We start from the raw sequence: 23,285 nt of genomic DNA, 5'->3' as shown, positions 1-23,285 counted from the left end.
AAATTCATTCTAAAAAACGAGAAATGAATGTATAAGGTGTTACAATGAAGTGCGGAGTGAGCTAATTTTACAGTCTTTCTGCTGCAATAAGATATAACTCCTATCATTTACGTCAATTTAAACTGAACTGCAAGCTGGAAAATATGGTCCAGGCCGGCAACCATACCGAAACTCTATCACCACTATTGGCGGGTATCTGTTCCTCCACAGCAAGAGCCATATTATTAAAAGAAGTACCCACAACACCATGAATATCACTTGGAATTTACGTACTTTTAACGAATTGACCACATCCGAGCTGTACACAACCCTACAGCTGCGCCAGGAAATTTTTGTAGTTGAGCAGAACTGTCCCTATCTCGACTGCGACAATAAAGATCAAAAATCTTATCACCTGCTGGGGTGGGACATTACCTCAGAGCAGCATAAACTGATTGCCTACCTTCGTATTTTACCGCCCACTGTCCATGATAACACATGCAAAATAGGAAGAGTCCTGTGCCACCCGGCACGGCGGAGAACTGGCTTGGGAAAAGAATTAATGCGCAGGGGAATATCAAGCTGCAATACACTCTTTCCACAGCAATCTATACAAATTTCCGCCCAGCAATATCTTCTTGAATTCTATACTGGCCTAGGATTTAGCATCTCCTCGGACCCTTATGATGAAGATGGAATTCCCCACATAGGAATGACCTATACAAACCAGCAAGCCGTACAATCTGATACTTTATGAATCAGCAGGATATTCAGGCAAACAGGCACCAAGGCTATAAAAGTCAAAAAACTATTGAAGTTCCGCAGAAAATTTGTCAAACAACATCTGAATCCTGTACAATAGAGCACTGCCTCAAACTGAACTGCGGCATATTTACAATTTTCCAGGAATTGGTCAGCGAAATCCATACCCACGCAGACAACATAATTGCAGTTTAATAAAGGTGCACTCATTCACTCCTTACACCCTTAGCAATAGTCTATATTACTCATTTTCCATACTATGTATATACGCTTTATCCACACCTTACTTGCCATCCTCTTTGTATGCTCTTTTTTAGCTTCAGAAGCATTGGGTGGCCTACCTCTGAGCAACAAACCCGGTATTGAGCTGTTTTTTTATTCCAACGGTAGCCCAACCCAATTTATAATTGTAGAAAAAAGGACCCAAACACTCAAGCTATTTGAGCAAGGTAACTCACTTAAACTTTTAAAAAAACTCACCTGCGCGACAGGTGAACATGCTGGAACAAAACAGATAAGTGGAGATGCAAAAACTCCGGAAGGGGTCTACTTTATCACAGAAGTATTTCAGGACAATGAGATCACCGTCTTCGGAAGTCGTGCCTTTCACCTCGATTACCCAAACATCTTTGACAAGTACGCCGGCCATAATGGTGATGGGATTTTTATCCATGGCACCAACAAGAACCTGGCACCCTACAGTACTAACGGCTGTATAACTTTGAACAACCAAGACCTGGACGAACTTGCACCATATCTCACCGTCCAAACTATTCCTGTCATCATCGTTGACTCCCTTGAAAAAGATCCAATCCAAAGAAATTTTTCCATGCTCTATGGAGATCCTGCCTTTACAGCAGTGATGGACACCCTTGGCTTGTCAGCAAGGGATCTCAGACCTGATCAGATTGAAAAGCTACAGTTTTTTAAGGTTGGCGATCAAGGCCTTGCACTTATAAGATATGACGAGTTTGATGCGAATTCTATGCAGTTCAAGTATGATAAACATGTCTATCTCAAACCATCACTCACGAAAAACTGGAGAACTCTTTTTGCAACCCATGAGCAGGACATGATCCCCTCTCTTGTCGCTATTTACCCGATAAAAAAGAAGGGCCGTGCTGTTAAGGTTATTGCTAAAGAGCAGACTCCAGTACCCAAACAACCTCTGACCATAACAAACGGGGAAGAGCTACTTGATTTTGTCGAAAAATGGCGTAAAGCCTGGTCTAACAAGGATATTGAAGTTTATATGGACTGTTACAGTCAAAACTTTAAGAGTAGCGGTTTAGATAAAAAAGGTTGGAGAAATAAAAAAACCTACCTCAACAAAAAATATAAATTTATCCAGGTTACCATCGACAACATCGTTATTGAGAGAACAAAAGACAGAGCAAAGATTTCTTTTTTTCAAACATATCAATCCGATCTCTATGAAACCAGCGGGACCAAAAACCTCCAATTGGTAAAGGAAAATGGAAACTGGATGATTGAAAAAGAATATATGTGAGACTTTTGCAAAAATATGATTTTCGTTCAAGATCAAGGCCTGTGAAAAAATTTTTACCACAGGCATATAGTTAATATTCCGAGGATAAAATTTTGAACAAAACGAAGATATTGGGCGCAAAGACACTTTTGCAAGTGGCTCATGTAAATATTTATTACTGTTAGCGACATAGGCATCTCATCTAAATGAAAATAAAAACATTTGCTCGACTAAGCGTAGCCATTCTGACCATTTTTACCCTCTGTTCTGCCATACCAGCATATAGTGCTGAGCATCAGAGCCTCCATGACGTGTATCTTGCCAACACAGAGCACGAACTCCATGTTTTTCGCATTTATGGGAAAAAGCCGGGCAAGACGATAATGGTCATTGGCGGCATTCAGGGAGACGAACCCGGTGGCTATCTTACCGCCGATCTCTACGCTGATATCATCCTGAAACAGGGTAACCTCATTGTTGTGCCGAGAGCCAATTTCTACTCTATCCTCCTCAACCAGAGAAATGGCCTCACTGGAGATATGAATCGGAAATTCGGTGAAAAAGACAAAGACCAGAAAAATCTCGAGCAGGAAATCGTATCGATCCTCAAGGGATTAATCGACGAAGCAGACTGTCTGTTAAACCTGCATGAGGGATCCGGATACTACAGTCCAGAATGGATTAGTGAGATTGAAAACTCAAAGAGATTTGGCCAATCCATCATTTTTGATGCTGACACATATCTAACCAGTGAAGAGGGGAAAACTATCAACCTTGAAGAACTGGCCCTTCGTGTCATTGGCCGGGTTAACCCACAGATCGAAAATCCCCGCTACCATTTTAAAGCTAATAATCACAACACCGTATCAGATGAGTCCACCCATCTTGAACAGAGAAACTCAGCATCATACTACGCCTTAACCCAGGCTAACATCCCGGCATTTGGAATAGAAACCTCCAAATCCATCCGTTCCAACTCAGAAAAGGTCAACCTGCAAAAACTTGTGGTTAATTCATTTATGGCCGAATTTGATATTGTTCCGGAATCCCCCGGCATGCATCTGGAAGAAACTGAGATCGACTATGTTCTGATACAAATCAATGATGACCTTCCTTACGCGGTATCCAACGGTTCTGAAATTACAGTGGCCGAAGGTGATGAGGTCATAATTACAGATATCATTGCCAATTTTGACAGGGGACTGGCCGCAGATTTTGAGAATATGGGTAGCTACAACGATACCAAACTTCCTTTTCGTATCGCTCAGACAACCAAGGTACTCATACGAAAGGATGCTGAAACCTGTGGTTGGGTCAAGATCAAGGTAAACACTGACACGGTTACAGATGAGGTACTTGCAAAATCTGAACAGCCACAGGGTAACGCTAAGCAGGTTGCTGTTACCGCCAAGAAAAAGCCAACCTTAGACCAGTTGAAGGCAGAAAAATTACTGGTCAATATTAATGGCCAGTTTATGACCGTATCTGCAGGAGAAGAGCTTATTGTGCCCCGTGATAAAGCCCTGATTCTTAAAGGTGTACAGTCAAATATTCCTCGTCTCGATAATTCAATTTTTGCAAATCTTAAAGGCTTTGCTCCTCCAAAGTCTAATAATGATGGTAATGATATCAATTTTGCCGTCTACCCTGAACAGGATCTATGGACGAGATATTCAGAAGACAAACAGGGCTTGCGCTACCCGGTCAATGCAACATACAAAGATCGAAAAATCGGCATATTCTGGATTCGTCTAGAGCCCAAGTAGTCTAAGATTACAGTTAACTCTCGACTAACGCAGTCGAGCGTAGACTTCGGATAAATTTATAAAGCACTAAAGGACACTCTTATGATCACATATTTTTACTGGGCAGCAATTTTCATTGCAGCCGGACTCGTTTTTGGAATTTGTGCCAAAACCAGCCAATGGAAAACCGGCATTGTGACTTCCATTGTCATACTGGCCATCGGCTGGAGCACCTACTACTTTAGGCTACAGCAAGTCTTTGTGAAGAGGTACGGCGGGGTTATGAAGATCGAGGTACCCGCGGGGCAGTATCATATTGGGGCCACCTGGAAAGACGACAATCTTTGGGTAGAAAATTATGACCCTGAAAGCAATAGCTGTATTTTCAGTGAGTATTCCAAGGGAAATTTACTCCAGGGAAAAGTTACAATTAAAAATTGTAACCCGATTATGCCCAATGCCAGTACTCAGACCATTAATCCTGAGTAAATAGTATTCTCAAGATTGCTTAACCCAGCGAGTTTTTGTTTTTTTAAAACCACTGACCTGGTTTCTGCAGTTGTAGTGACTTTTACGAAGAGGGTACTCACTGGTTCAGGGAGATAAAATACATCTCATCGATTATAGTTAGGATTTATACTTCTTATTATTGACAATGACAATCATTCTCACTAAGATAATCTCAGCTTATTTTAGATTCACTCAACGAACCTCGATGAATGGGTCAAGTACCCTGAAAGTAATTTTAAGTTCGCAATGTTAAAAGGTGCTCCAGTTCTCTCGGAGTCTACGCTACCTGTTTTTAATGAGAGCTTTTCTGGAGTAAAGTACTAACACCCCACAAGGGGGTATAAGTGCCTTGGTGGTAAGATTAAACTTAGGATTTTTAATACAATTCCTGAGTTTCTTGTTTTTTATGACAGGCTTCCAGGAGTAAGGCACTAAGGAGAATACAATGCAAAAATGGGAATGCCCTTGCGGCTACATCTACGATCCGGCAGAAGGTGATTATGAAAACGGCGTCGACCCTGATACTCCATGGGAGAAGGTTCCCGCGGACTGGGTTTGCCCAAAATGCGGTGCAGAGAAGGAGGATTTCTGGGAAGCTGACTAACCCCGATAAAAGGGATAAGTATTTTTCAGGTCTCACTACATTCACTTATCTGGAAGTAATTGTACGTTCGCAATGCTAAAAGGTTCTCCAGTTCTCTCGGAGTCTACGCTACCTGTTTTTTATGGGAGCTTTTCTGGAGTATCTGGAGTAAGGCGCTAAGTTGTAGCACATATCTTGTTTTTACTGATTTTATAAACGGCTGTATAACTTTACAGGAGCGGAAAATGAAAATCTCAGTAGATAGAAATGTTGTTGAAATTACACCCGAATCAGAACAAGAAACAGCTTCTTTAGACGTACTGTGGAAAATCATAATCGACTGTTACGGTAACAACAAAAAGTTGGTACCAATGGGACAGTTTGTTCCCGGTATAGACTCACTTGCAAGATTTAATATTGAAGGTGTGCAAGGTGGTGTGACCACCTACTCCGATGATAAAAAAGCACCCCAAGACAACACATACTACTGTCACACCTGTAACAAGTATATGAAAGTAAAAGCAAATGATCCAGTTCCACTCTGCTGCGGCAGGGACATGGAAACCATCGAATAGCAACAATCTGCTCAACAAATCACCCGCTCTCTGCGGGTGATTTGCCCTTCCCTATCTCATACCTCTCCAATCACCTGGCGGGTGCGCAAATATTGCACTTTTACCCATCCAGCGGGAAATTTATTACCGTTTCATAGCCACTACTTGTAGCTCCTTTCTTCGATGTCCCTGAAAACATGACCTTTTTAAAAATGGCATCTACTTTGCTTATATAGGTTTAGAGATATTGCACACTGTTGATGGAGGTGGGGGGAAAATAAACACCTTGGTGACAAAGGAGGCAGCATTATGACTCATATATACAAACGACAATATGAGAGAGTACGCCTTACTGCTAGTGCAAACATTTTCCTTGGTGAAAAGGAAATTGAGGGGCTGAAAACTAAAGATATCAGCCTCTCAGGAATATATGTCATTGGTAAACTTCATTCGTACCCTCTCGAGCCATGCAGGCTGACGATTAAGGGTACCTGGTTGGATTCCGAGCCGATATTCCTCGATTTTTCGGCACGAGTAAGTAGAAAGGACCACTGCGGCACAGCGTTTCAATTCACTCAGATGAATCATGATGACTTTGAAATACTGCAAACCTATCTGCTTTACGGCAGTCCTGATCCAATGGATCTTGGTAGAGAATTTGCTCGCCATTGTCCATTTGAGGTTGGCGACTACAGACATCATCAATATGGACAGCATGCCGATCTAACTTGTTAGCTTATCAGGAGACATTATGAATACTTTATCAGTGCAGGGACAAATATCCCCTCAATATATACCAGAACAGAGAGACTACGAACGATTCCATATAGCACACCTTCTGGCAGTCACCAAATGGGGCACCGGACAAATATTTGAGATTAACCACAGGGGACTCTCCTTTGGTTGTCTCTATCCACACACCTTTGATCAACAATGGAACATGGATATTCTCGACGCCAGAGGTGCTCACGTTCGCGATCTTCAAGTTGAAAAAGTTTGGGAATCCCGAAATGGAGACCAGGAACTATTAAACAGATTCGAACTCATCGTAGGTGTTGCTTTTGTTAAACCAACATACAAACAGATACTCGAGATAAATGAACTTCTGGAAGACTCTGACAGTGAAGAACTCAAGTTTACTGAATTTTTGTAACTACATATTGTAGGGTACCTTGAAAAATGAGGTGATTTGTTCAAGCGCAACGATGAAGTTGGGCGAAGGACCAATCTTTCAAGATGCCAGTAGATAATGATCTCTCCGAAAATCGGCATTACCTGTAAACGTCATTCAAATGATTATACAGGTGATGTCGATTTTTTTTTTTGCTGCCTTCCTGCAAATCACTCGCCCTCGCATGAGATGGTACATGCAACAATGTCCCCCTCCCCTTGAAACTCAAGAAACTGCTCTTAGTATAGTTAGTAAGAAGTCGAAATTTGACGTATTTACTGATCAAGGAAACTATGAGCAACTCATTTTTTATAGCAGGAAGTATCTTTGCTGCCTGGCTACTGTCCCCTGAAGCACTGGTTCTAGTGAGTAACCTTGCAGGAACAAATGGACTGACAGCCCCCTTGTTTATTCTTGGGGCTGCTCTGATCAGCTACCTTGCACTACTCCTTACCAACTATCAAAGTGAGCAGGAAAAGACTTTTCCAGGAGAAGAAATTATCTTACACAGTTTTGGTCTTGCTGCAGCCGGGACTCTAGCTATATTTCTGCCTACAGGTATGCTGGTTACTGCTGGTTTTACCTTCAATGAAACCTTCCTCTACTGGTTTCCTAACTTTGGGTTTAGCGCCACCCTGCTTATTGTTGTTCTGCTCATCCAGTTAACTGGTGAGTTTGCCGTACAGGTGGCGCAACGCCTCTTCAGCTCAATTGCAGCAATGGGCGTTTTTACCATTATTCTTGTGGGGCTACTCAGCCAAACGGGTACTGCTACACCAGAGCTCCATAGCGCTTCAAGAGAAGGGCATTACTTTACTCATTTTACATTCAGCCTGCTGCTGTTTCTTGGAAGCTGGCACCCGGCTCTGCGAAGCATTAGCCCGATACAACTGTTTTGCATCCTATTAGGTGGCGCCCTATTCATCAGCCTATGGCAAATAGTTGCTATTCACTATGTACCCGGTGAAAAACTTGCCAACTCTACAATTGCTTATATCTTTGTTGCACGTGAAGTAATGGGCCAGGCAGGCAGAATCATTATTGGAATAACAATAATTTCAGGAACCTGCGCCGCAGTTAATTATTTCTTTTCCCTTACGACAAGATACAGCCGCAAGCTGTTGAATCCCATCACGACTTCGAGCACTCATAAAGTAGCGACGGATCGGTTGATTGTACTACTACTGGCAACCATGATTGCTATCTGTATGGCCTCAGGGCTTGCCGGGGAACCTCACTTAGAAATATACATTTTTGCATCCTTACTACTCTGGCTAATGAGTGCCGCTGTCAGAGTAAGCCTTGCCTGGCTGCGAACCAGAAAAATAGTCTACACTATTCTTCCAGCCACTTTTATTTTGGCACCCTTCTATTTAATTATGACCCACGAAGACTCAACATCTCTGGTCATTTTTATCGCTCTTGCCCTCTGCCCAAGCTTTATAATCAGCTCAGCAGTGACCTTTCTCGGTAAAAGAGCTCACTAACAACTCATATAATTAGGAGAACTGTTATGAAAAAACTATTTACATTAGTTCTGCTGTTTTCACTCGCTTTCGCCTCACCTCTTGTGGCAGGATCAGTACAAATTATGGATAAAGACGAACTCAAAACGCTCCTTGGCTCGGACAAACTAGTCGTTCTCGATGTTCGAACAGGACGAGACTGGAGCACCAGTGAGTTTATGATACAGGATGCTGTACGGGTGGATGGCAAAGATCTCACTGTCACAGAGAAATATCCAAAGGATAACACCTTCGTCTTTTACTGCGCCTGACCTAACGAATATACTAGTGCCAGGATGGCACAGAAACTCGTTGATCAAGGCTACGAAAACGTATACGCACTCAAAGGCGGCTGGAGAGACTGGTACAGAAACAAGTACCCTGTTTCTGCAAAATAGCTCACTTAAATAGTACGTAATAAGTACTGCAAAAGTGCCGTTCCCTTTAATGGGAATGGCACTTTCCACTTTTCCTGCTGTCCTTTTGAAAAACAGCACACCAACCTTGTTGCGGCGTTCGCTTCTCTTACGACCTATGAACTCATAGTTATTGCACCTGCTACTATTATGATGAATGTGTATGCAAACCACTCTGTCTTGGCTTTGGCGGATACTATAGCAATCTCATCAATAGAACGAGTTTTTGAAATTAGTGCGGCGGTGATCTTGGCAACGGTTACCTTTGAAGCTCTCAACTGCGTATTCCCTGAAGAAACGTGCGTAAATGATGACAGAGAAGAACGAGTTTTAACCAAAAGCTGACGAATTCCTCGGTGAACGTCCTGTTGTATGGTGGAACGTAGAGATTCTTACATAAGAATTAGTTTCAACTCTTGGCCTCCCTGTGCTATAATGTGGGCTAAGAGTTATTTTACGTAGGTTTATCCATACATTTTAATTGTCAGCCCATTGCTCTCTATGACACCTCCTGCCAGCATAAGCCACCTTCGAACAAGCTACAGGTGCCTGTATAACTGCTGCATGCTCTACCATTAACACCCTCCCCATTTTTCCCCCTGGGTTCCTTAGGAAATGGTGTACCATTTCTTCAGTGAACTCCTGTTATTTACGTTACCTAGACGATTATAGATCTTAGTTAATGTATCGTTTTCCTGGTTTTCATTCAAAATTAAACCTCGAAAGACAATCCTATCATTGGGAGACAATTAATATGTTTGAGCAGATTAATTCTACAAACACACAACCTGAAAGAGCAGCGGCAACAGAAGGCAATTTTTATAATCCTACAAGTGGTGATACTGAGCCCGGTATGAATCCTCGGATTCAGAGGCTTCGTAAACTCAGCGTCGAAACAGAACCTACAATTTCCATCGAACGAGCTCTTCACGAAACAGAATTTTATAAGGCCAACCTGGGCAAATATTCAATCCCTGTACTCCGTGCCCTGACATTTCTGGACCATTGTCAACGTAAGACCCTCTACCTTGGGGATGACGAGCTCATCGTCGGTGAACGTGGGCCAAAGCCCAAGGCCATACCCACATTTCCAGAATTGACCTGTCATAGCGTCGAAGATTTACACGTGCTCAACACACGTGACATGCAACGCTATATCACCACGCAGGAAGATATTGATACCTACGAACGTGAGGTCATCCCTTTTTGGCAGGGTAGAACACAAAGGGAACGTATCTTTTCCCACGTGCCCAAGGAGTGGCAGGCAGCATACGAAGCAGGCATGTTCACCGAGTTCATGGAGCAGCGCGCGCCCGGACATACCGTTTTAGATGGAAAAATCTATCAATACGGCATGAATGACCTTAAACGCCTAATCGAAGAAAATATAGCAGGAGTGGATTACCTGAACGACCCGGAAGCAACAGACAAGGTCGAACAGTGGAAGGCCATGGCTATCTCCTGTGATGCGGTAATAGTCTTTGCTGAGCGACATGCCGATCTCGCTGAGCGCATGGCAGAAGAAACAGAGGATCCTCAGCGCAAAGAAGAACTGAATAAAATTGCTGAAGTGTGCCGCTATGTTCCGGCAAACAAGCCGAGAAACCTCTGGGAAGCAATCCAGATGTATTGGTTTGTGCACCTTGGAACAGTCACAGAGCTCAATGGCTGGGACGCCATGAACCCAGGCCACTTTGACCACCATCTTGCCCCGTTTTACGAAAAAGAAATCGCAGAAGGCTCTCTGACAAGGGAAGAAGCAAAAGAACTACTCTGCTGCTTTTGGGTCAAAGTAAACAACCACCCGGCACCACCAAAAGTAGGAATTACTGCACGGGAGAGCGGCACCTATAACGATTTCACCAATATCAACATTGGTGGTGTCCTTCGAGACGGGAGTGACGGAACAAGTGAAGTATCTTATATCCTACTGGAAATTATTGAAGAATTACATATTCTCCAACCCGGCTCATCGGTTCATATAAGCCGCAAAACACCAGATAAATTTCTACATACCGCAACAAAGGTAATCAGACAGGGCCATGGCTATCCATCCGTCTTCAATCCTGATACCTATATACAGGAAATGGTACGCCAGGGCAAAACCCTTGAAGATGCACGCGAAGGTGGTTGCAGTGGCTGTATAGAGGTTGGAGCCTTTGGTAAAGAAGCCTTTCTCTTAACCGGCTACCTCAATGTACCTAAGGTACTTGAGGTTACATTAAATAACGGCATCGACCCCGTTACCGGAAAGAAATGTGGTATTGAAACTGGAGATCCCACAACATTTACAAGTTTTGACAAACTCTATGACGCCTTTATGCGTCAGATCAACTTTGTAGTCGATCAGAAGATACGGGTGAGCAACTACATTGACCGGATGTTTGCCAAATATGCCCCTGCTCCATTTCTTTCTGTGGTTATTGATGACTGCATCAGTAAGGGAAAGGACTATTACGATGGAGGCCCGCGGTATAATACTAATTATATCCAGTGTACCGGTCTTGCTACAGTCACTGACAGTCTTGCCGCCATCAAAAAGCATGTCCTGGAAGACAAACGATTTACCATGGATGAGCTTTTACGCGCCGTTGCAAACAACTTTGAGGGCGAGGAGTTCATGCGACAGACCATCATGAACCGAACCCCATTCTTTGGCAATGATGATGACTATGCTGACTCTATAGCACTGCGTGTTTACGACGATCTGGTTGATGCCATCGACGGAAAGCCCAACACCAAAGGCAGTAGTTACCATCTGAATATGCTCTCCACCACCTGTCATATCTACTTTGGCAAGGTGCTTGGAGCAACACCCAATGGACGGCTTGCCGGTAAATCTATTTCCGATGGAACTTCACCCACCCACGGAGCAGACACGAACGGGCCATCGGCTGTTATCAAATCCCTTGGCAAACTTGACCACACCAAGTCGGGTGGAACACTGCTTAACCAGAGGTTTCTGCCCAGTCTATTAAAGCGAGATGAAGATATCGTCAAATTAGGCCAGCTTATTCGCAGTTATTTTACTCTTGGTGGCCACCATATTCAGTTCAACATTGTTGATACAGCAACCCTGCTTGCGGCACAGGATACCCCAGATGACTACAAGGACCTGCTGGTCAGAATGGCAGGGTATTCGGATTATTTCAACGATATGAATCAGGACCTCCAGCAAGAGGTTATTGAGAGAACCGAAAACGAGTCCTTCTAAGCCACTCATACGAGTTAGCACATAGCAAAGGGCATTGAGAAAGTTCAATGCCCCTTCATCATTTAGAGTACAGATTTTACCATGGAACAATCAGGTCTAATTTTCGACATAAAAAAATATGCTATTAATGATGGCCCGGGCATCAGAATGACCGTCTTTTTAAAAGGCTGTCCACTCCGATGCGATTGGTGTCATAATCCCGAGTCAATCTCTCCACAGGTACAGAAGATGTACAATGCAGAGAAGTGCATTGGCTGTCGCAGTTGTGTTGAGGCCTGTCCCGAGAATGCCTGCACACTTTCCCCCGAAGGCATTGTTACTGACATGGCTCTGTGCACCAGTTGCGGTCAATGTGCGGAGGTGTGTCCTACTTTAGCTACAGAAATGTCCGGAAAATATATTACTGCAAAGGAAGTGGTTGAACAGGCTGAAAAAGAACGTGTGTTCTTTGAAGAGTCAGGAGGTGGAATCACCTTCTCCGGCGGTGAGCCTCTACAACAAGCTGATTTTCTCATACCCCTTCTTGATGAACTGGGTAGGAGAAAGATTCACAGGGCTGTGGACACCACAGGCTTTACCACCACATTAACACTACTTGAGGTGGCCAAACGTACTGACCTCTTCCTCTACGATCTGAAGATGATGGATTCCATCCGTCATAAGAAATACACTGGGGTTGAAAACGAACAGATACTTAAAAATTTGAAGGCTCTTGCCGAGTCTGGTGCAAATATAAATATCCGCATCCCATTTATCGCAGGCGTCAATGACGACGAGGAAAACATCAAAGAGACAGCTTTATTTATCTCTTCTCTTGCCGGGCAGAAAAAAGCTGTAAACCTTCTCCCCTACCACAATATTGCCGCCAATAAATATCGTCGTCTTGGTCAGGTGCATAACTCAGAAGACATGGCAGAGCCAAGTGAGGATACACTAAAAAAAGCTGTTAATGTACTATCCGATTATAATTTGAAGGTCACAATCGGAGGATAATAAACACACACAATACTTACCTCGGAAAGTATCATTGTTAAGGGTGTTGTGGTTTTGATTTAACACACCAGGCAATAGCAAAAATCTAAAAACATACAGCTACTTACATTGACCATCTCTTTGATTTAATACACCATGTTCAAGTCATGTAAAATATCCCCTCCAGTAGAGCAAGAAGGTTGTGCATAGACCTCGTTCACATAGCTCAATAAATGTGCAAGCGAGGAATCAGCCTGACCCTATTTGACGGTATAACCCCTTAGCTATAAATAGGTTTTGCCTATGCGCCGGATAGGAAATATAGAAACCACCTTCTTGACGCCGGTTTATCGTGTTGATATCTTCACACTGTCACCTCTTATGCCAAATCGTACAGGCATATCCCACAAATGAGTGTTTCTTATTCATTTAAAACATCAAAGCTAAAGGAAACAGTATGCTGGTAGTAACTTCTCAAGCTAACGAAAAACTGGTCGAATATATGAAGGATAATAATATATCATCATCCTTAAGAATTGCCTTAATGCAGGGTGGCTGCTCTGGGCCCTCCCTTGGCCTCGCCTTGGACGAAAAAAAGCCTGGTGATGAATTATTCGAAGAGCAAACCCTGACTTTTCTTATAGAAAAGCATCTTCTGGAACAGTGCGGCGATATTACGGTGGATTATCTTGATGCCGGTAGCCGTTCGGGATTTAGTATAAGTTCTAAAAATCCACTACCCGGAGCTGGAACCGGTTGCAGTTCAGGTTCCTGTGGTTCTGGAGGATGTGGCTGCTGATAGCCACTTGCCTTTCATTCAGTAACAGACAGGCTTTCTGGAGTAAGGCACTACATAGTGCCACAACTTTTGAGGGTGGACAATGGGTAAAGCATTTCAAGTCAATTCAGCAAAACGAAAGACCTTCTTAGATAAGGTGCAACAGGAATTGCCAGAAGGCGGCAATCTCAATCTTTGCCTGACCTGTGGAGCTTGTGCTGCAGGATGCCCCGCGACAGGAATGCTGGATATGGATCCCCGCAAATTCCTACGCATGGCGGCCATGGGTATGGACGATCATCTCAACGCTCACAAATGGGTTTGGTTATGCTCCATGTGTATGCGATGTACCTATGTCTGCCCGATGGAGATCAACATTGCCGGATTAATCATGGAAGGTCGCAACCTACTATGGCCCCGCGAAGATCGACCACAGGGAATCCTTCGATCCTGTGATATGGCGTTGAAAAATGACAGCACCAGTGCGACCGGAACACCACCGGATGACTTTCGCTTTGTCATAGAAGATGTGCTGGAAGAAGTTCGAGAGACACAACCGGGCTGGGAAAAACTGGAAGCACCCATCGACAAGGAAGATGCCACATTTTTTCTTAGTCAGAACTCTCGGGAACCTGTGTCACTGCCTGATGAAATGGTTCCTCTGTGGAAAATCCTTCATCTTGCAGGTGCGGACTGGACCTATGGCAGCACCGCCTGGGCAGGAGAAAATTACTGTATGTTCCTGGCAGATGATGACGGCTGGAAGCAGATCACTGAAGCCACAGTTTCAAAGGCAGAGGAGCTCGGTTGCAGGATATATCTGAATACCGAGTGTGGCCATTCCACCTTCTCAGTGAACCAGGGTATTCGTCGATTTAACATTGATACCACGCTTGAAGTAAGAATAGTTGTCCAGTACTACGCAAAATGGATAAGAGAGGGCAGGCTCAAACCAAGTAGTGCTTGGAATAAGGATCTGAAAATGCGCTTTACTGTACAGGATCCATGCAATCAGGTGCGTAAAGAATACGGAGATATTTATGCTGATGATCTTCGCTTTGTTGTAAAGGCCTGCGTAGGGGAAGACAATTTTATCGACATGACCCCTAATAAGTCGAACAACTATTGCTGTGGGGGTGGAGGCGGATACCTTCAGTCAGGGTTTAATGAAGAACGGCATGATTACGGCAAAATTAAATTTGACCAGATCATTGAAACCGGTGCAAAATATTGCATAACCCCCTGTCATAACTGCCATGCCCAGATACATGATCTATCTCATCATTTCAATGGTGGTTTTTTTGTAAGTAATCTCTGGACCTTCCTGGCCCTTTCCCTTGGCGTACTTGGAGAAAATGAGAGGGAAGATCTTTGCGATGAATTACGTGGTGTCTGGCTACCAGGAGAACCGGGAACACCGAATCCTTTAAAAGACAGATAATTTGCTGCTTGGTTGGTGAGAGCGAGGGCGATTCCCCCCTTGTTCTCACCTATACTATATAAAACAACCCCTCGCCTATAAGACGAGGGGTTGTTTTATGTACACTTCTTAGCCACAATCAACCTTTTTCAAACATCTCCTTGTATGGCCATCCGGCAATACCTTTTTCAAGGATATAGATTTTTTCTGCAGGAACATCGTTCTTCATCATATAGTCGTAACAGCGTTTTGCTCCGCCTTTACCACGGGGACAAACAATAACGACATCCTGTCCAGACTCCTTGAACATTTGGACAGCTTTATCGATCTGTGCACGCTCTGCGTCTGTCTTTACCGGATAAGCGTAGGTGGCAATTGAGCCAGGTAAGCGATGCTCTTTAAATTCTTTTTCAACTTGAATATCAACGATGATAACGTCACTTCCAGTCTCAATTTTCTCTTTCATGTTTTTTGCGTCAATATAGTTGTAATCCCCAGCAGAAGCTGAAACTACAGTCCCTAAAACCAACAACATGATTAATCCCAACAATCTCATAACATTCTCCATAAATTTAGTACATTAGTGCCTTACTGCTGTAACCCTGTCATAAAGAACAGGTAGCGTAGACTCCGAAAAACTCGGGAACAATATTTAAAAACGTGAAGTTGATTGTTGCCAACAAAGCACTTATCCCGTTTATCGGGATCAGGTATTATCCGTTTATTAAATATGCCCCAAAATCAAATTTTTACCTCAAAAACTCACATTCTACAAATAGGAATACCTGATCAACTTTCCCTCATTAATCCATCTTTTCGATGTATTGAGCTAAGGTCAAAAAACAGTCACAGCTATCCCTTCCCTTAAAACGATATGAGGGTGTTACAGAATGGAACAAGGCGGTTTGGCAGTATCTCTCTCATTAAGACCTTTAATTACAGCCGTGCACACCTCAGAAGTATCTCCCACAGAAGATTTTAGTCCGAACTAACGCAGGAAATGCTATCAATAACATTTCCTGCATATTATTAGAGCCATAGATCTTTCCTACCCCACTAAATTATTTGAGCGGGCCACAAAGTTCAGTGTAATTTTGCAAAAGAAACTACTAATAATGACACCTGGGATATTTACGCCAGAAAAGGCGAAAAAACAACCGCTCCCACCAAGGTTTTGTGTCGAAGTAGCATGGGAAGAAGTTTCTTCTTCTCCAGAGGATGATGTTTTTTTCAGCCGCAAGAATACGACTAGTTCTGAAGGGTTGAAGTTTGAAATGAACGATACCTGGGAAAGTCTTTTTATACAATTCACCACTCATTGACTGTTTTTCACAGCCATTAAGATCTTCTTGAAGTATGAGGTCGGGGCCCATTGATTTGATAATATCTTCCCAGTGTCTAAAAGGGAGGATTCGCTGGCAGACTACAACTCTACAAGGGATATCTACGAGTTCTTCAACAAAGGTATCCGGGAAAGTATGGAGATTTTCGAAGAATCGTTCAGAGTTTCCAGAATAGTATGACTTCAGCAGAAGGTCTACTGAAAGTCTATCAGTGAAAACAGAGTCGGGGGAGTAATCGATTGTTGTGACGCGGTCAACAGCAACGTAGTACTTCAACCCACATTCGACAAATAATCGAATATGATTGTCGAGCCTATTGAGCCAGTGGCCGCAGCCAAGACTGACAAGTGACTGACGTCCATGTTGTCTCAAAAACGTAATAGCAGCTTCTGACATAACAGGTTCTTTGGTTGAATATTGTCATATGGTAAAGCCAGAACTGTCAAACTATTTCGCCTAACTTATATCTGATTTTATCTTATTCCACAAATTTCCTCAAATAGATTATTATCGCGCTGGTGCTGAGTTTGCGTAACTAAAGAATGATTTATGGAAAACATATAAAGCTACACAAAACAGATTCTGTTGTTGTAATTAAGGCATCAGATCTGTTTTCTTCTTTTCACTATTGCGTAGAGAAAAATAGTCAAGGATATCCCCAGACCCACATACAATGGCTGTAGTTGCTGAAATTTCATTACACCGCAGACTACAACACTCATAGGTGCAATAAATATCGACAAGGCCCCTGCCAGCCGCAGATCGTATTTTTGAAAAAACACAGCAAATATGATGGGGAAAAACAGCGTTGCTCCTCGCAAACCCATGGAAAGAAAACTCCAATCCATTATTGCCGATCCGAGATTAAAAAGCAGAAGAACAAAAGCACTGAGAACGATACATGTTGTCAGTCCTCTAAATAGTGCAAGTTCTCTCTTCCCTGATCTAAAAGCACCATGGAACACATCGACTTTCAATGTGGTGGCAACACCCAGTGCGAGCCCGGACGCTGTGCCGACAGCAGCGATCAACAATGTTGCAAAAGCAATTCCAGCAATAAAGTCCGGCATATAGTTAATAATAAAGGTTGGTAAAGCCAAAGCACTTTGCAGATCAGGAACCGTTTTCTTCATGAAAAGACCGACTAGAATCCCGAAGAAACCAAGTGGAGGAATAAAAACAGCACTTAAGAACGCACCTTTTCTTGCTGTCATGCCATCACTGGCAGAAAAGACTGCCTGCAGATATGTTTGAGTGGAAATAACCCCGACGACCATGGAAAGAAGATCAGAGACACCTTGAGAAGTACCGTAGCCGAACAGACTCAACCAGGGATAATCAGGAAAATGCATCGTCAGTTGTGTTACGCCGCCTGATTTATAGAGAGCCAGTACACCTGCAACAACCATGGTCAGATAAATGAGCACCATTTTAATGATGCCTGTCATGCCCGCCGATTTCATTCCTCCGCCCAAAGTAAAGAGTAATACAAGAAGAGATGAAACCGTTGCACTTGAGACGAGCCTCATATCAAACAAGACCGACAAAATTGCTCCGCAGGCGAGTAGCTGAGCCACTATTTGAATGAACATTCCTATTGCTGAAAAGAGGCTGGCACACACTCGGGCCCGCTCGCCATGATACCTTGAGATAAATTGAGGAATTGTTTCAACATTGCTCTGACGTAAAGGAATAGCCAGAAAAAGTCCAAGAAAAAGACAGGATAATCCTGCTCCCAAGGTGAACCACCATGCCGAAAGCCCCCAGGTGAATGCGAGCTGAGCTGTTCCTATGGTTGAGGCCCCACCAACAAGAGTACCTGTAATCGCGCCAAAAACGTTCCAATGGCCTGCACGCCGCCCTCCGAGGGAAAAGTCAGCACTGTCATGGGCCTTGGTTTTTCCACTCCACGCCGTAAAAACGATGAATGCCAAGGTGACGCAGAACGATAAAAGGAAAAGTGGATTCGTCATTGAGGTTGAATTCAGGCCATAACAAAAGTGAAGTATAGATCCGTTGAAGGTGGAATATAAAGAGGCTCAAACTACCCATATCAGCGCCTAATGAGACATTATACTCACGCTGTTTTCTTTAATATTCCAGCACTATCCAAAAGCTCAAGAACTTCGACAGTTTTAATCTGTAGATTGGTGACGGCCTGATGTAGGTTTTCCATAAATTGGATTTCTGTAGGTGTCGATTTATCTATAAGATCAGTAATCGCCTTGATACTCATCAGAGGTACGGAAAGGGTCTGACACACCCAGGCAATTGCAGCTGCTTCCATATCCTTAATGATAGCCCCACTTTTCTTTATGAGCTGCATGTCTTTTTCAAGTAAATCTAAAGAATTTCCGGTGGATACAGATCCAGTCTTGAGCTGTAATTCCTTAGAAATTACAGAGGTATCATAGGAAGTATATTGCCCCAAGCCATATTGCTCAAACCTAGGTAAGGGAATCCGCCTGTCATGAAAAGTAAACAACCCTGAGCTGAGATACACATCACCTATCTCGCAACCCCGTTCGGCAATCCCTCCTGCCGTACCGACGTTTACAACCAGATCTGGATTATATTTTTCAATAGCCAGGTAGGTCATAAGAGTTGCAGGGACGTTAGCCACATTATCCACACCGTGGTGAGGATCGGTTCCACTCACCAATAAGGAAAGTTGCGTTCTTTCTAATTTCCCCTCATACACTTCAAAGGGAACATTCATGGGCAATGACCGTGGTTTCTTACACAACTGGAGACTTTGAATCAAAGCTTCAGCTTCGCTTTTCATTGCCATCACTATTGAAATTGTCTGCATAAGATCCAATCCACAATGGTTCTAACTATAATACGGTGTTTTCTACAACCTTAACGGCCAATACTTCAATGGCTGCTACAAACTCACGTAGCACAGTTTACTCACCAAAAACATGTTCAGGGTTAAGCTGATGGATTCCTTGAATATATCGTACAGAACCAGAAATCGCTCTGATCACCACACTGTGAGTAGTCACCCCACCAGCCCGATCAAAATGAACACCTTCTAAAAAAGGGCCTGGAGTTATCCCAGTAGCTGCAAAAAATGCATCGTCGGAACGTATCAAATCATCTAGTTCAAGAACCTTGTCCAGGGGCTCGCCTAGTGACTCAAGAGCCTCGTGTTCCTCATCCAGCTGAGGAGCGCGTATTCCCTGCATCCCCCCACCGAGTGCCTTTACTGCGGCAGCGGTGATTACACCCTCGGGAGTCCCGCCAATTCCCATCAACACATCAATACCCGTTCCCGGTACTGCGGCCATCAATCCACCAATAACATCACCATCCGTATGAAGAGATATCCTGGCACCTGTTTCACGAATTTCACTGATGAGCTTCTTATGACGTGGTTTATCCAAGATAAAAACGGTCAGATCAGTAACAGGGCGTTCATACGCCTCACTGATAGCCTGAAGATTTTCTGCAGTTGATTTTGTGATATCAATGGCCCCGGCAGCCTGTTTTTCCACCACAATCTTATCCATATATAAAGATGCTCCCGGACTCCACATTGCTCCACGGGGGGCGGCTGCAATAACGGCAATAGAGTTTGGGCGACCATAGGCCAACAGGCTGGTACCTTCCACAGGGTCCACGGCAATATCAAGTTTGGGTTCATTGCCACTTCCTACAACTTCACCATTATAGAGCATGGGAGCGTTGTCTTTCTCTCCTTCCCCAATAACCACAACACCATCCATCTCCACAGTTTGCAGTACAGCACGCATGGCATCAACCGCTGCACCATCACCGCCTTCCTTATCCCCAATACCCATAAACCGAGCAGCAGAAAGCGCTGCCGCCTCTGTTACACGGACCAGTTCCATTCCTAGATTTCTATACATAGCTCTCTGTGGTTTTATAATTTTGCCAAATTAATAAAAGCTTAACCAACCTTTCAATTCGTTTTATCAATGGGCTTTAGCTAAAAGTCTACTATCCACGCTCACACCTATGGGAATTTAAGCGAATGCTCTATATTATACCAGTCTAAAGTTTTGTAACCTAGTCGCGGTACTTATGGGGCCCATCTTCAGGTCAAGGCCCATGACTTGTCGGATGACTGTTTCCCCTCCTCTCTGGGGTTTAATTGCCTATCTGGCATTCAGCATCCTTAACGGTTTTTTTTCAGCACTCATTCAAGCCAAAGTGATAGCGTTTATGAAATTTTGAGAAATCGATTTGCTGCGGGTGAGATAAGCGAAAAGGAATATAGCGCTCAAAAGCGCAGTTTTGAGTGGAGGTTAAATGTCAACAGGTTCTATCCTCAAACAAATGCAGTCACTGAATTCCACTACTCTAGTAGTTGCACATACCAATATCCGAAAGAACCCTTTTTTTAGATTTTCACAAGGATTTTTCCAAGTAGTTTGATGAGTATTTCCAACTCTTGATTCGAAAGTTCAGATGAAATCTCGCTCGTAAAATCTTCATGAAAACGATGATGCTCCTCAAACATTTCTTCACCTTTGTCGGTTAACACAACAAAATATGATCTACGGTCTGTATCATGTGGTTTTCTTTCTACTAAACCTAGTTTTTCCAGTTTATCGACACTCATGGTAAGTGTTCCAGTAGTGACACCAAGTTTTTCAGCAAGCTCTTTCATTCGAAGATTCTTTTTATGCCCAATGATCTCAATCGTATGCATCTGAGCTGGAGATAAGCCACTATCTTTAACGACAGAATGCTCCCATGATGACACTTTGTCATATAATTCAATCAATTGATTCGAAAGGGTTTCAATGCTCATAATGTCACTATTCTCTTTAAATTCTATTCCATAAAGCCTTGGTACATTCCATAACTAGAAAAAACAATTATTACTACGCCGGCAAATCTCATTATGAACGGTTCTATCCATTCCTTTTGCAGACTATGGGCCATTGAAGTTGCTTTAAAGATCAGATAAATAACGGCCCCTACAGCAATTGCTGTTGAAACTGCATAGGTTCCAAAAACAACTGTTGCATTCCACACACTACCTGCATTTAAGGCATAGGTATACATTACAGCAGCTGTCGGACAGGGAACAATCATATTTATGAAACCGATCGCAAATAATACTAGTGGTAACAGCTTTTTATTCTTCGTTAAACCCTTAATTCTACCCATAACACTGTGATGATTTTGTGAATCGTCATGATGGTGATGGTTGCAGGCACAAGAATGTGAGTGTTCATGCTCATGCTCATTTCCGTGTTCGTGGTCATGGTCATGGTCATGGTCATGACTATGTAAAATGTGCGGATCATAGAGCAATAATAGTCCAATTATAATAAGAATAACCGACGTTACCACTTCAACCCAGATGCCCATAGATACGGGTATTATCTTCGACACTGCGCCTAAACTAGCCCCGAGAACCAAACACGCTACAGCCGTACCACCCACAAACATAGCGGTAAGCAATGCTACTCGAGAGCCTTGTTTCTCTCCTGACACAAAAGGTGCCAGTACAAGCCAGGAATGTCCACATGGGTTAACGCCATGGAGCAACCCCAGCAAAAAGCTAGATTGAATAGCTGCTACTAATAAAGTTTCGAGTTCCATATATGTTGTTCTCCTCATAAAATTTTGACATACAACATACCAAACAAACCTTCCCTGTCAAGTATCTTGATTACCAAACAATACAGAAATCAAACAACCATTTCAGATAACGGCAAACACCACATTGTGGTATTTCCCCTTGACTCTCTCTTTCAAAATGTTTAGACTCCCCAAACTTTTAAAGAGAAGCCTAAACATGCGTTTAGGCAAGAACCTTAAAACAATTTTTTATTTCAAAGGAGTTACTGTTGTGAACAGAGTAATTATTGCACTGATGGCGTTAATGTTAACAATGCCGACATTATCTGTATTTGCAGGAGAAGAGATCGTTGTATACTCAGCCAGGAAAGAACACCTCATTAAACCACTATTTGACCTATACACTAAAAAAACAGGTGTCGAAGTCAAATATGTCACAGGAAAAGCCGGAGCACTTCTTGAGAGATTAAAAGCAGAAGGAAAGAACACTCCTGCCGATCTGTTTATTACTGTTGATGCCGGAAACTTATGGCAAGCGGCTGAAGCTGGTGTACTGCAAGCAGTAGATTCTACAGAGCTTGAGTCTAATGTTCCCAGCAACCTTAGAGACCCAGGCAATAGGTGGTTTGGTCTTTCAGTACGTGCAAGAACTATCGTTTACAATACAAAGGCGGGAGTAGAAGAGAAACTCTCCACTTATGAAGCACTTGCAGATAAAAATTGGAAAGGAAAACTTGTCCTACGCACCTCCAAAAAGGTTTACAACCAATCCTTAGTCTCCTCATTAATAGCCGATCATGGTGCAGAAGAAGCCGAAAAAATCGTTTCTGGTTGGGTTACAAATCTTGCAATAAATCCCTTCAGTAATGACACAAAAGCTTTAGAAGCTGTTGCTGCTGGAATTGGTGATGCAACAATTGTTAACACCTACTATTTCGGGAGGTTAATGAAGAAAAAACCTGAGTTACCACTGGCAATATTTTGGCCCAATCAAGAGAACAGTGGTGTTCACATGAATGTTAGTGGCGCAGGTGTAACCTCTCATGCAAAGAATAAGGCTGGTGCAGTACAACTCATCGAGTGGTTATCTGGTGAAGAAGCTCAAGCACAGTTTGCTGGTCTTAATATGGAATACCCTGTTAATACAAATGTTCAGGTAGATCCTGTCGTTGAAAAGTGGGGTACGTTTAAAGGAAACCCAATGAATGTCGCTAAATACGGTGAACTTCAGGCGACAGCAATTAAGTTAATGGACCGCGTTGGTTATAAATAATTATTACGT

At 43.1% G+C, this 23,285-nt stretch carries 22 protein-coding genes; 15 read left to right on the top strand and 7 right to left on the bottom strand.

The features are described 5' to 3' along the window. Positions 1–247 precede the first annotated feature (247 nt). The 14 genes from ACX6CI_RS19980 (at position 248) to ACX6CI_RS19915 (ending at position 15,119) form a co-directional block, all read left to right on the top strand. Positions 248–736, top strand: a complete 489-nt coding sequence (locus tag ACX6CI_RS19980; protein ID WP_458775420.1) for a GNAT family N-acetyltransferase — start codon at positions 248–250, stop codon at positions 734–736. 264 nt (positions 737–1,000) lie between these two features. Next, positions 1,001–2,251: a L,D-transpeptidase family protein gene (locus ACX6CI_RS19975; protein ID WP_458775419.1), complete on the top strand. Its 1,251-nt coding sequence runs from the start codon at positions 1,001–1,003 to the stop codon at positions 2,249–2,251. Between the two features lie 185 nt (positions 2,252–2,436). Beyond that, complete coding sequence (locus ACX6CI_RS19970; RefSeq protein WP_458775418.1) at positions 2,437–3,996, top strand: M14/M99 family metallopeptidase; 1,560 nt, start codon at positions 2,437–2,439, stop codon at positions 3,994–3,996. A gap of 81 nt (positions 3,997–4,077) precedes the next feature. Further along, positions 4,078–4,464, top strand: a complete 387-nt coding sequence (locus ACX6CI_RS19965) for a hypothetical protein (RefSeq protein ID WP_458775417.1) — start codon at positions 4,078–4,080, stop codon at positions 4,462–4,464. Positions 4,465–4,930: 466 nt separating this feature from the next. Beyond that, a complete protein-coding gene (locus tag ACX6CI_RS19960; protein ID WP_458775416.1) occupies positions 4,931–5,089 on the top strand; it encodes a rubredoxin in 159 nt (52 codons plus the stop codon). Between the two features lie 224 nt (positions 5,090–5,313). Continuing rightward, the gene (locus tag ACX6CI_RS19955; protein WP_458775415.1) at positions 5,314–5,643 is read left to right on the top strand and encodes a hypothetical protein; all 330 of its coding nucleotides are present in this window, start codon (positions 5,314–5,316) and stop codon (positions 5,641–5,643) included. A gap of 288 nt (positions 5,644–5,931) precedes the next feature. Next, complete coding sequence (locus ACX6CI_RS19950) at positions 5,932–6,357, top strand: PilZ domain-containing protein (RefSeq protein WP_458775414.1); 426 nt, start codon at positions 5,932–5,934, stop codon at positions 6,355–6,357. Positions 6,358–6,373: 16 nt separating this feature from the next. Continuing rightward, the gene (locus tag ACX6CI_RS19945) at positions 6,374–6,775 is read left to right on the top strand and encodes a hypothetical protein (protein WP_458775413.1); all 402 of its coding nucleotides are present in this window, start codon (positions 6,374–6,376) and stop codon (positions 6,773–6,775) included. Positions 6,776–7,086: 311 nt separating this feature from the next. After that, positions 7,087–8,280, top strand: a complete 1,194-nt coding sequence (locus ACX6CI_RS19940; protein WP_458775412.1) for a hypothetical protein — start codon at positions 7,087–7,089, stop codon at positions 8,278–8,280. A gap of 26 nt (positions 8,281–8,306) precedes the next feature. Beyond that, positions 8,307–8,696 (top strand): rhodanese-related (seleno)protein, encoded by a 390-nt coding sequence (locus ACX6CI_RS19935; RefSeq protein WP_458775411.1) that lies wholly within the window; start codon positions 8,307–8,309, stop codon positions 8,694–8,696. 871 nt (positions 8,697–9,567) lie between these two features. Then, positions 9,568–11,928 (top strand): trans-4-hydroxy-L-proline dehydratase, encoded by a 2,361-nt coding sequence (hypD, locus tag ACX6CI_RS19930; protein WP_458778494.1) that lies wholly within the window; start codon positions 9,568–9,570, stop codon positions 11,926–11,928. Positions 11,929–12,009: 81 nt separating this feature from the next. Continuing rightward, on the top strand, positions 12,010–12,921 hold the full coding sequence (locus tag ACX6CI_RS19925; protein ID WP_458775410.1) for a glycyl-radical enzyme activating protein: 912 nt from the start codon (positions 12,010–12,012) through the stop codon (positions 12,919–12,921). A gap of 436 nt (positions 12,922–13,357) precedes the next feature. Continuing rightward, a complete protein-coding gene (locus ACX6CI_RS19920) occupies positions 13,358–13,699 on the top strand; it encodes an IscA/HesB family protein (RefSeq protein ID WP_458775409.1) in 342 nt (113 codons plus the stop codon). Positions 13,700–13,781: 82 nt separating this feature from the next. Next, positions 13,782–15,119, top strand: coding sequence for a (Fe-S)-binding protein (locus ACX6CI_RS19915; RefSeq protein ID WP_458775408.1), 1,338 nt, complete (start codon positions 13,782–13,784; stop codon positions 15,117–15,119). Positions 15,120–15,237: 118 nt separating this feature from the next. On the opposite strand, the gene ACX6CI_RS19910 is transcribed toward ACX6CI_RS19915, so the two are convergent. From ACX6CI_RS19910 to ACX6CI_RS19880, 7 genes are all read right to left on the bottom strand, one after another. Continuing rightward, the gene (locus ACX6CI_RS19910; RefSeq protein WP_458775407.1) at positions 15,238–15,654 is read right to left on the bottom strand and encodes a rhodanese-like domain-containing protein; all 417 of its coding nucleotides are present in this window, start codon (positions 15,652–15,654) and stop codon (positions 15,238–15,240) included. A 553-nt stretch (positions 15,655–16,207) separates the two neighbouring features. Continuing rightward, positions 16,208–16,837 (bottom strand): hypothetical protein, encoded by a 630-nt coding sequence (locus ACX6CI_RS19905; RefSeq protein WP_458775406.1) that lies wholly within the window; start codon positions 16,835–16,837, stop codon positions 16,208–16,210. Positions 16,838–17,043: 206 nt separating this feature from the next. Next, complete coding sequence (locus ACX6CI_RS19900) at positions 17,044–18,414, bottom strand: sodium:solute symporter family protein (RefSeq protein ID WP_458775405.1); 1,371 nt, start codon at positions 18,412–18,414, stop codon at positions 17,044–17,046. 104 nt (positions 18,415–18,518) lie between these two features. Then, on the bottom strand, positions 18,519–19,253 hold the full coding sequence (locus tag ACX6CI_RS19895) for a phosphorylase family protein (RefSeq protein ID WP_458775404.1): 735 nt from the start codon (positions 19,251–19,253) through the stop codon (positions 18,519–18,521). Positions 19,254–19,350: 97 nt separating this feature from the next. Further along, positions 19,351–20,316 (bottom strand): class II fructose-bisphosphatase, encoded by a 966-nt coding sequence (gene glpX, locus ACX6CI_RS19890; protein WP_458775403.1) that lies wholly within the window; start codon positions 20,314–20,316, stop codon positions 19,351–19,353. Positions 20,317–20,810: 494 nt separating this feature from the next. Next, entirely contained in the window at positions 20,811–21,224 is a 414-nt protein-coding gene (locus ACX6CI_RS19885) for a MarR family winged helix-turn-helix transcriptional regulator (RefSeq protein ID WP_458775402.1), read from the bottom strand. Positions 21,225–21,247: 23 nt separating this feature from the next. Beyond that, complete coding sequence (locus ACX6CI_RS19880) at positions 21,248–22,024, bottom strand: urease accessory protein UreH domain-containing protein (protein ID WP_458775401.1); 777 nt, start codon at positions 22,022–22,024, stop codon at positions 21,248–21,250. A gap of 274 nt (positions 22,025–22,298) precedes the next feature. Between ACX6CI_RS19880 and ACX6CI_RS19875 the strand changes: the two genes are divergently transcribed. Next, positions 22,299–23,276, top strand: a complete 978-nt coding sequence (locus ACX6CI_RS19875; RefSeq protein ID WP_458778493.1) for an extracellular solute-binding protein — start codon at positions 22,299–22,301, stop codon at positions 23,274–23,276. Positions 23,277–23,285 lie beyond the last annotated feature (9 nt).

This window comes from Desulforhopalus glucosivorans (assembly GCF_054397165.1).
This window is presented reverse-complemented; position numbering and strand designations above follow the sequence as displayed.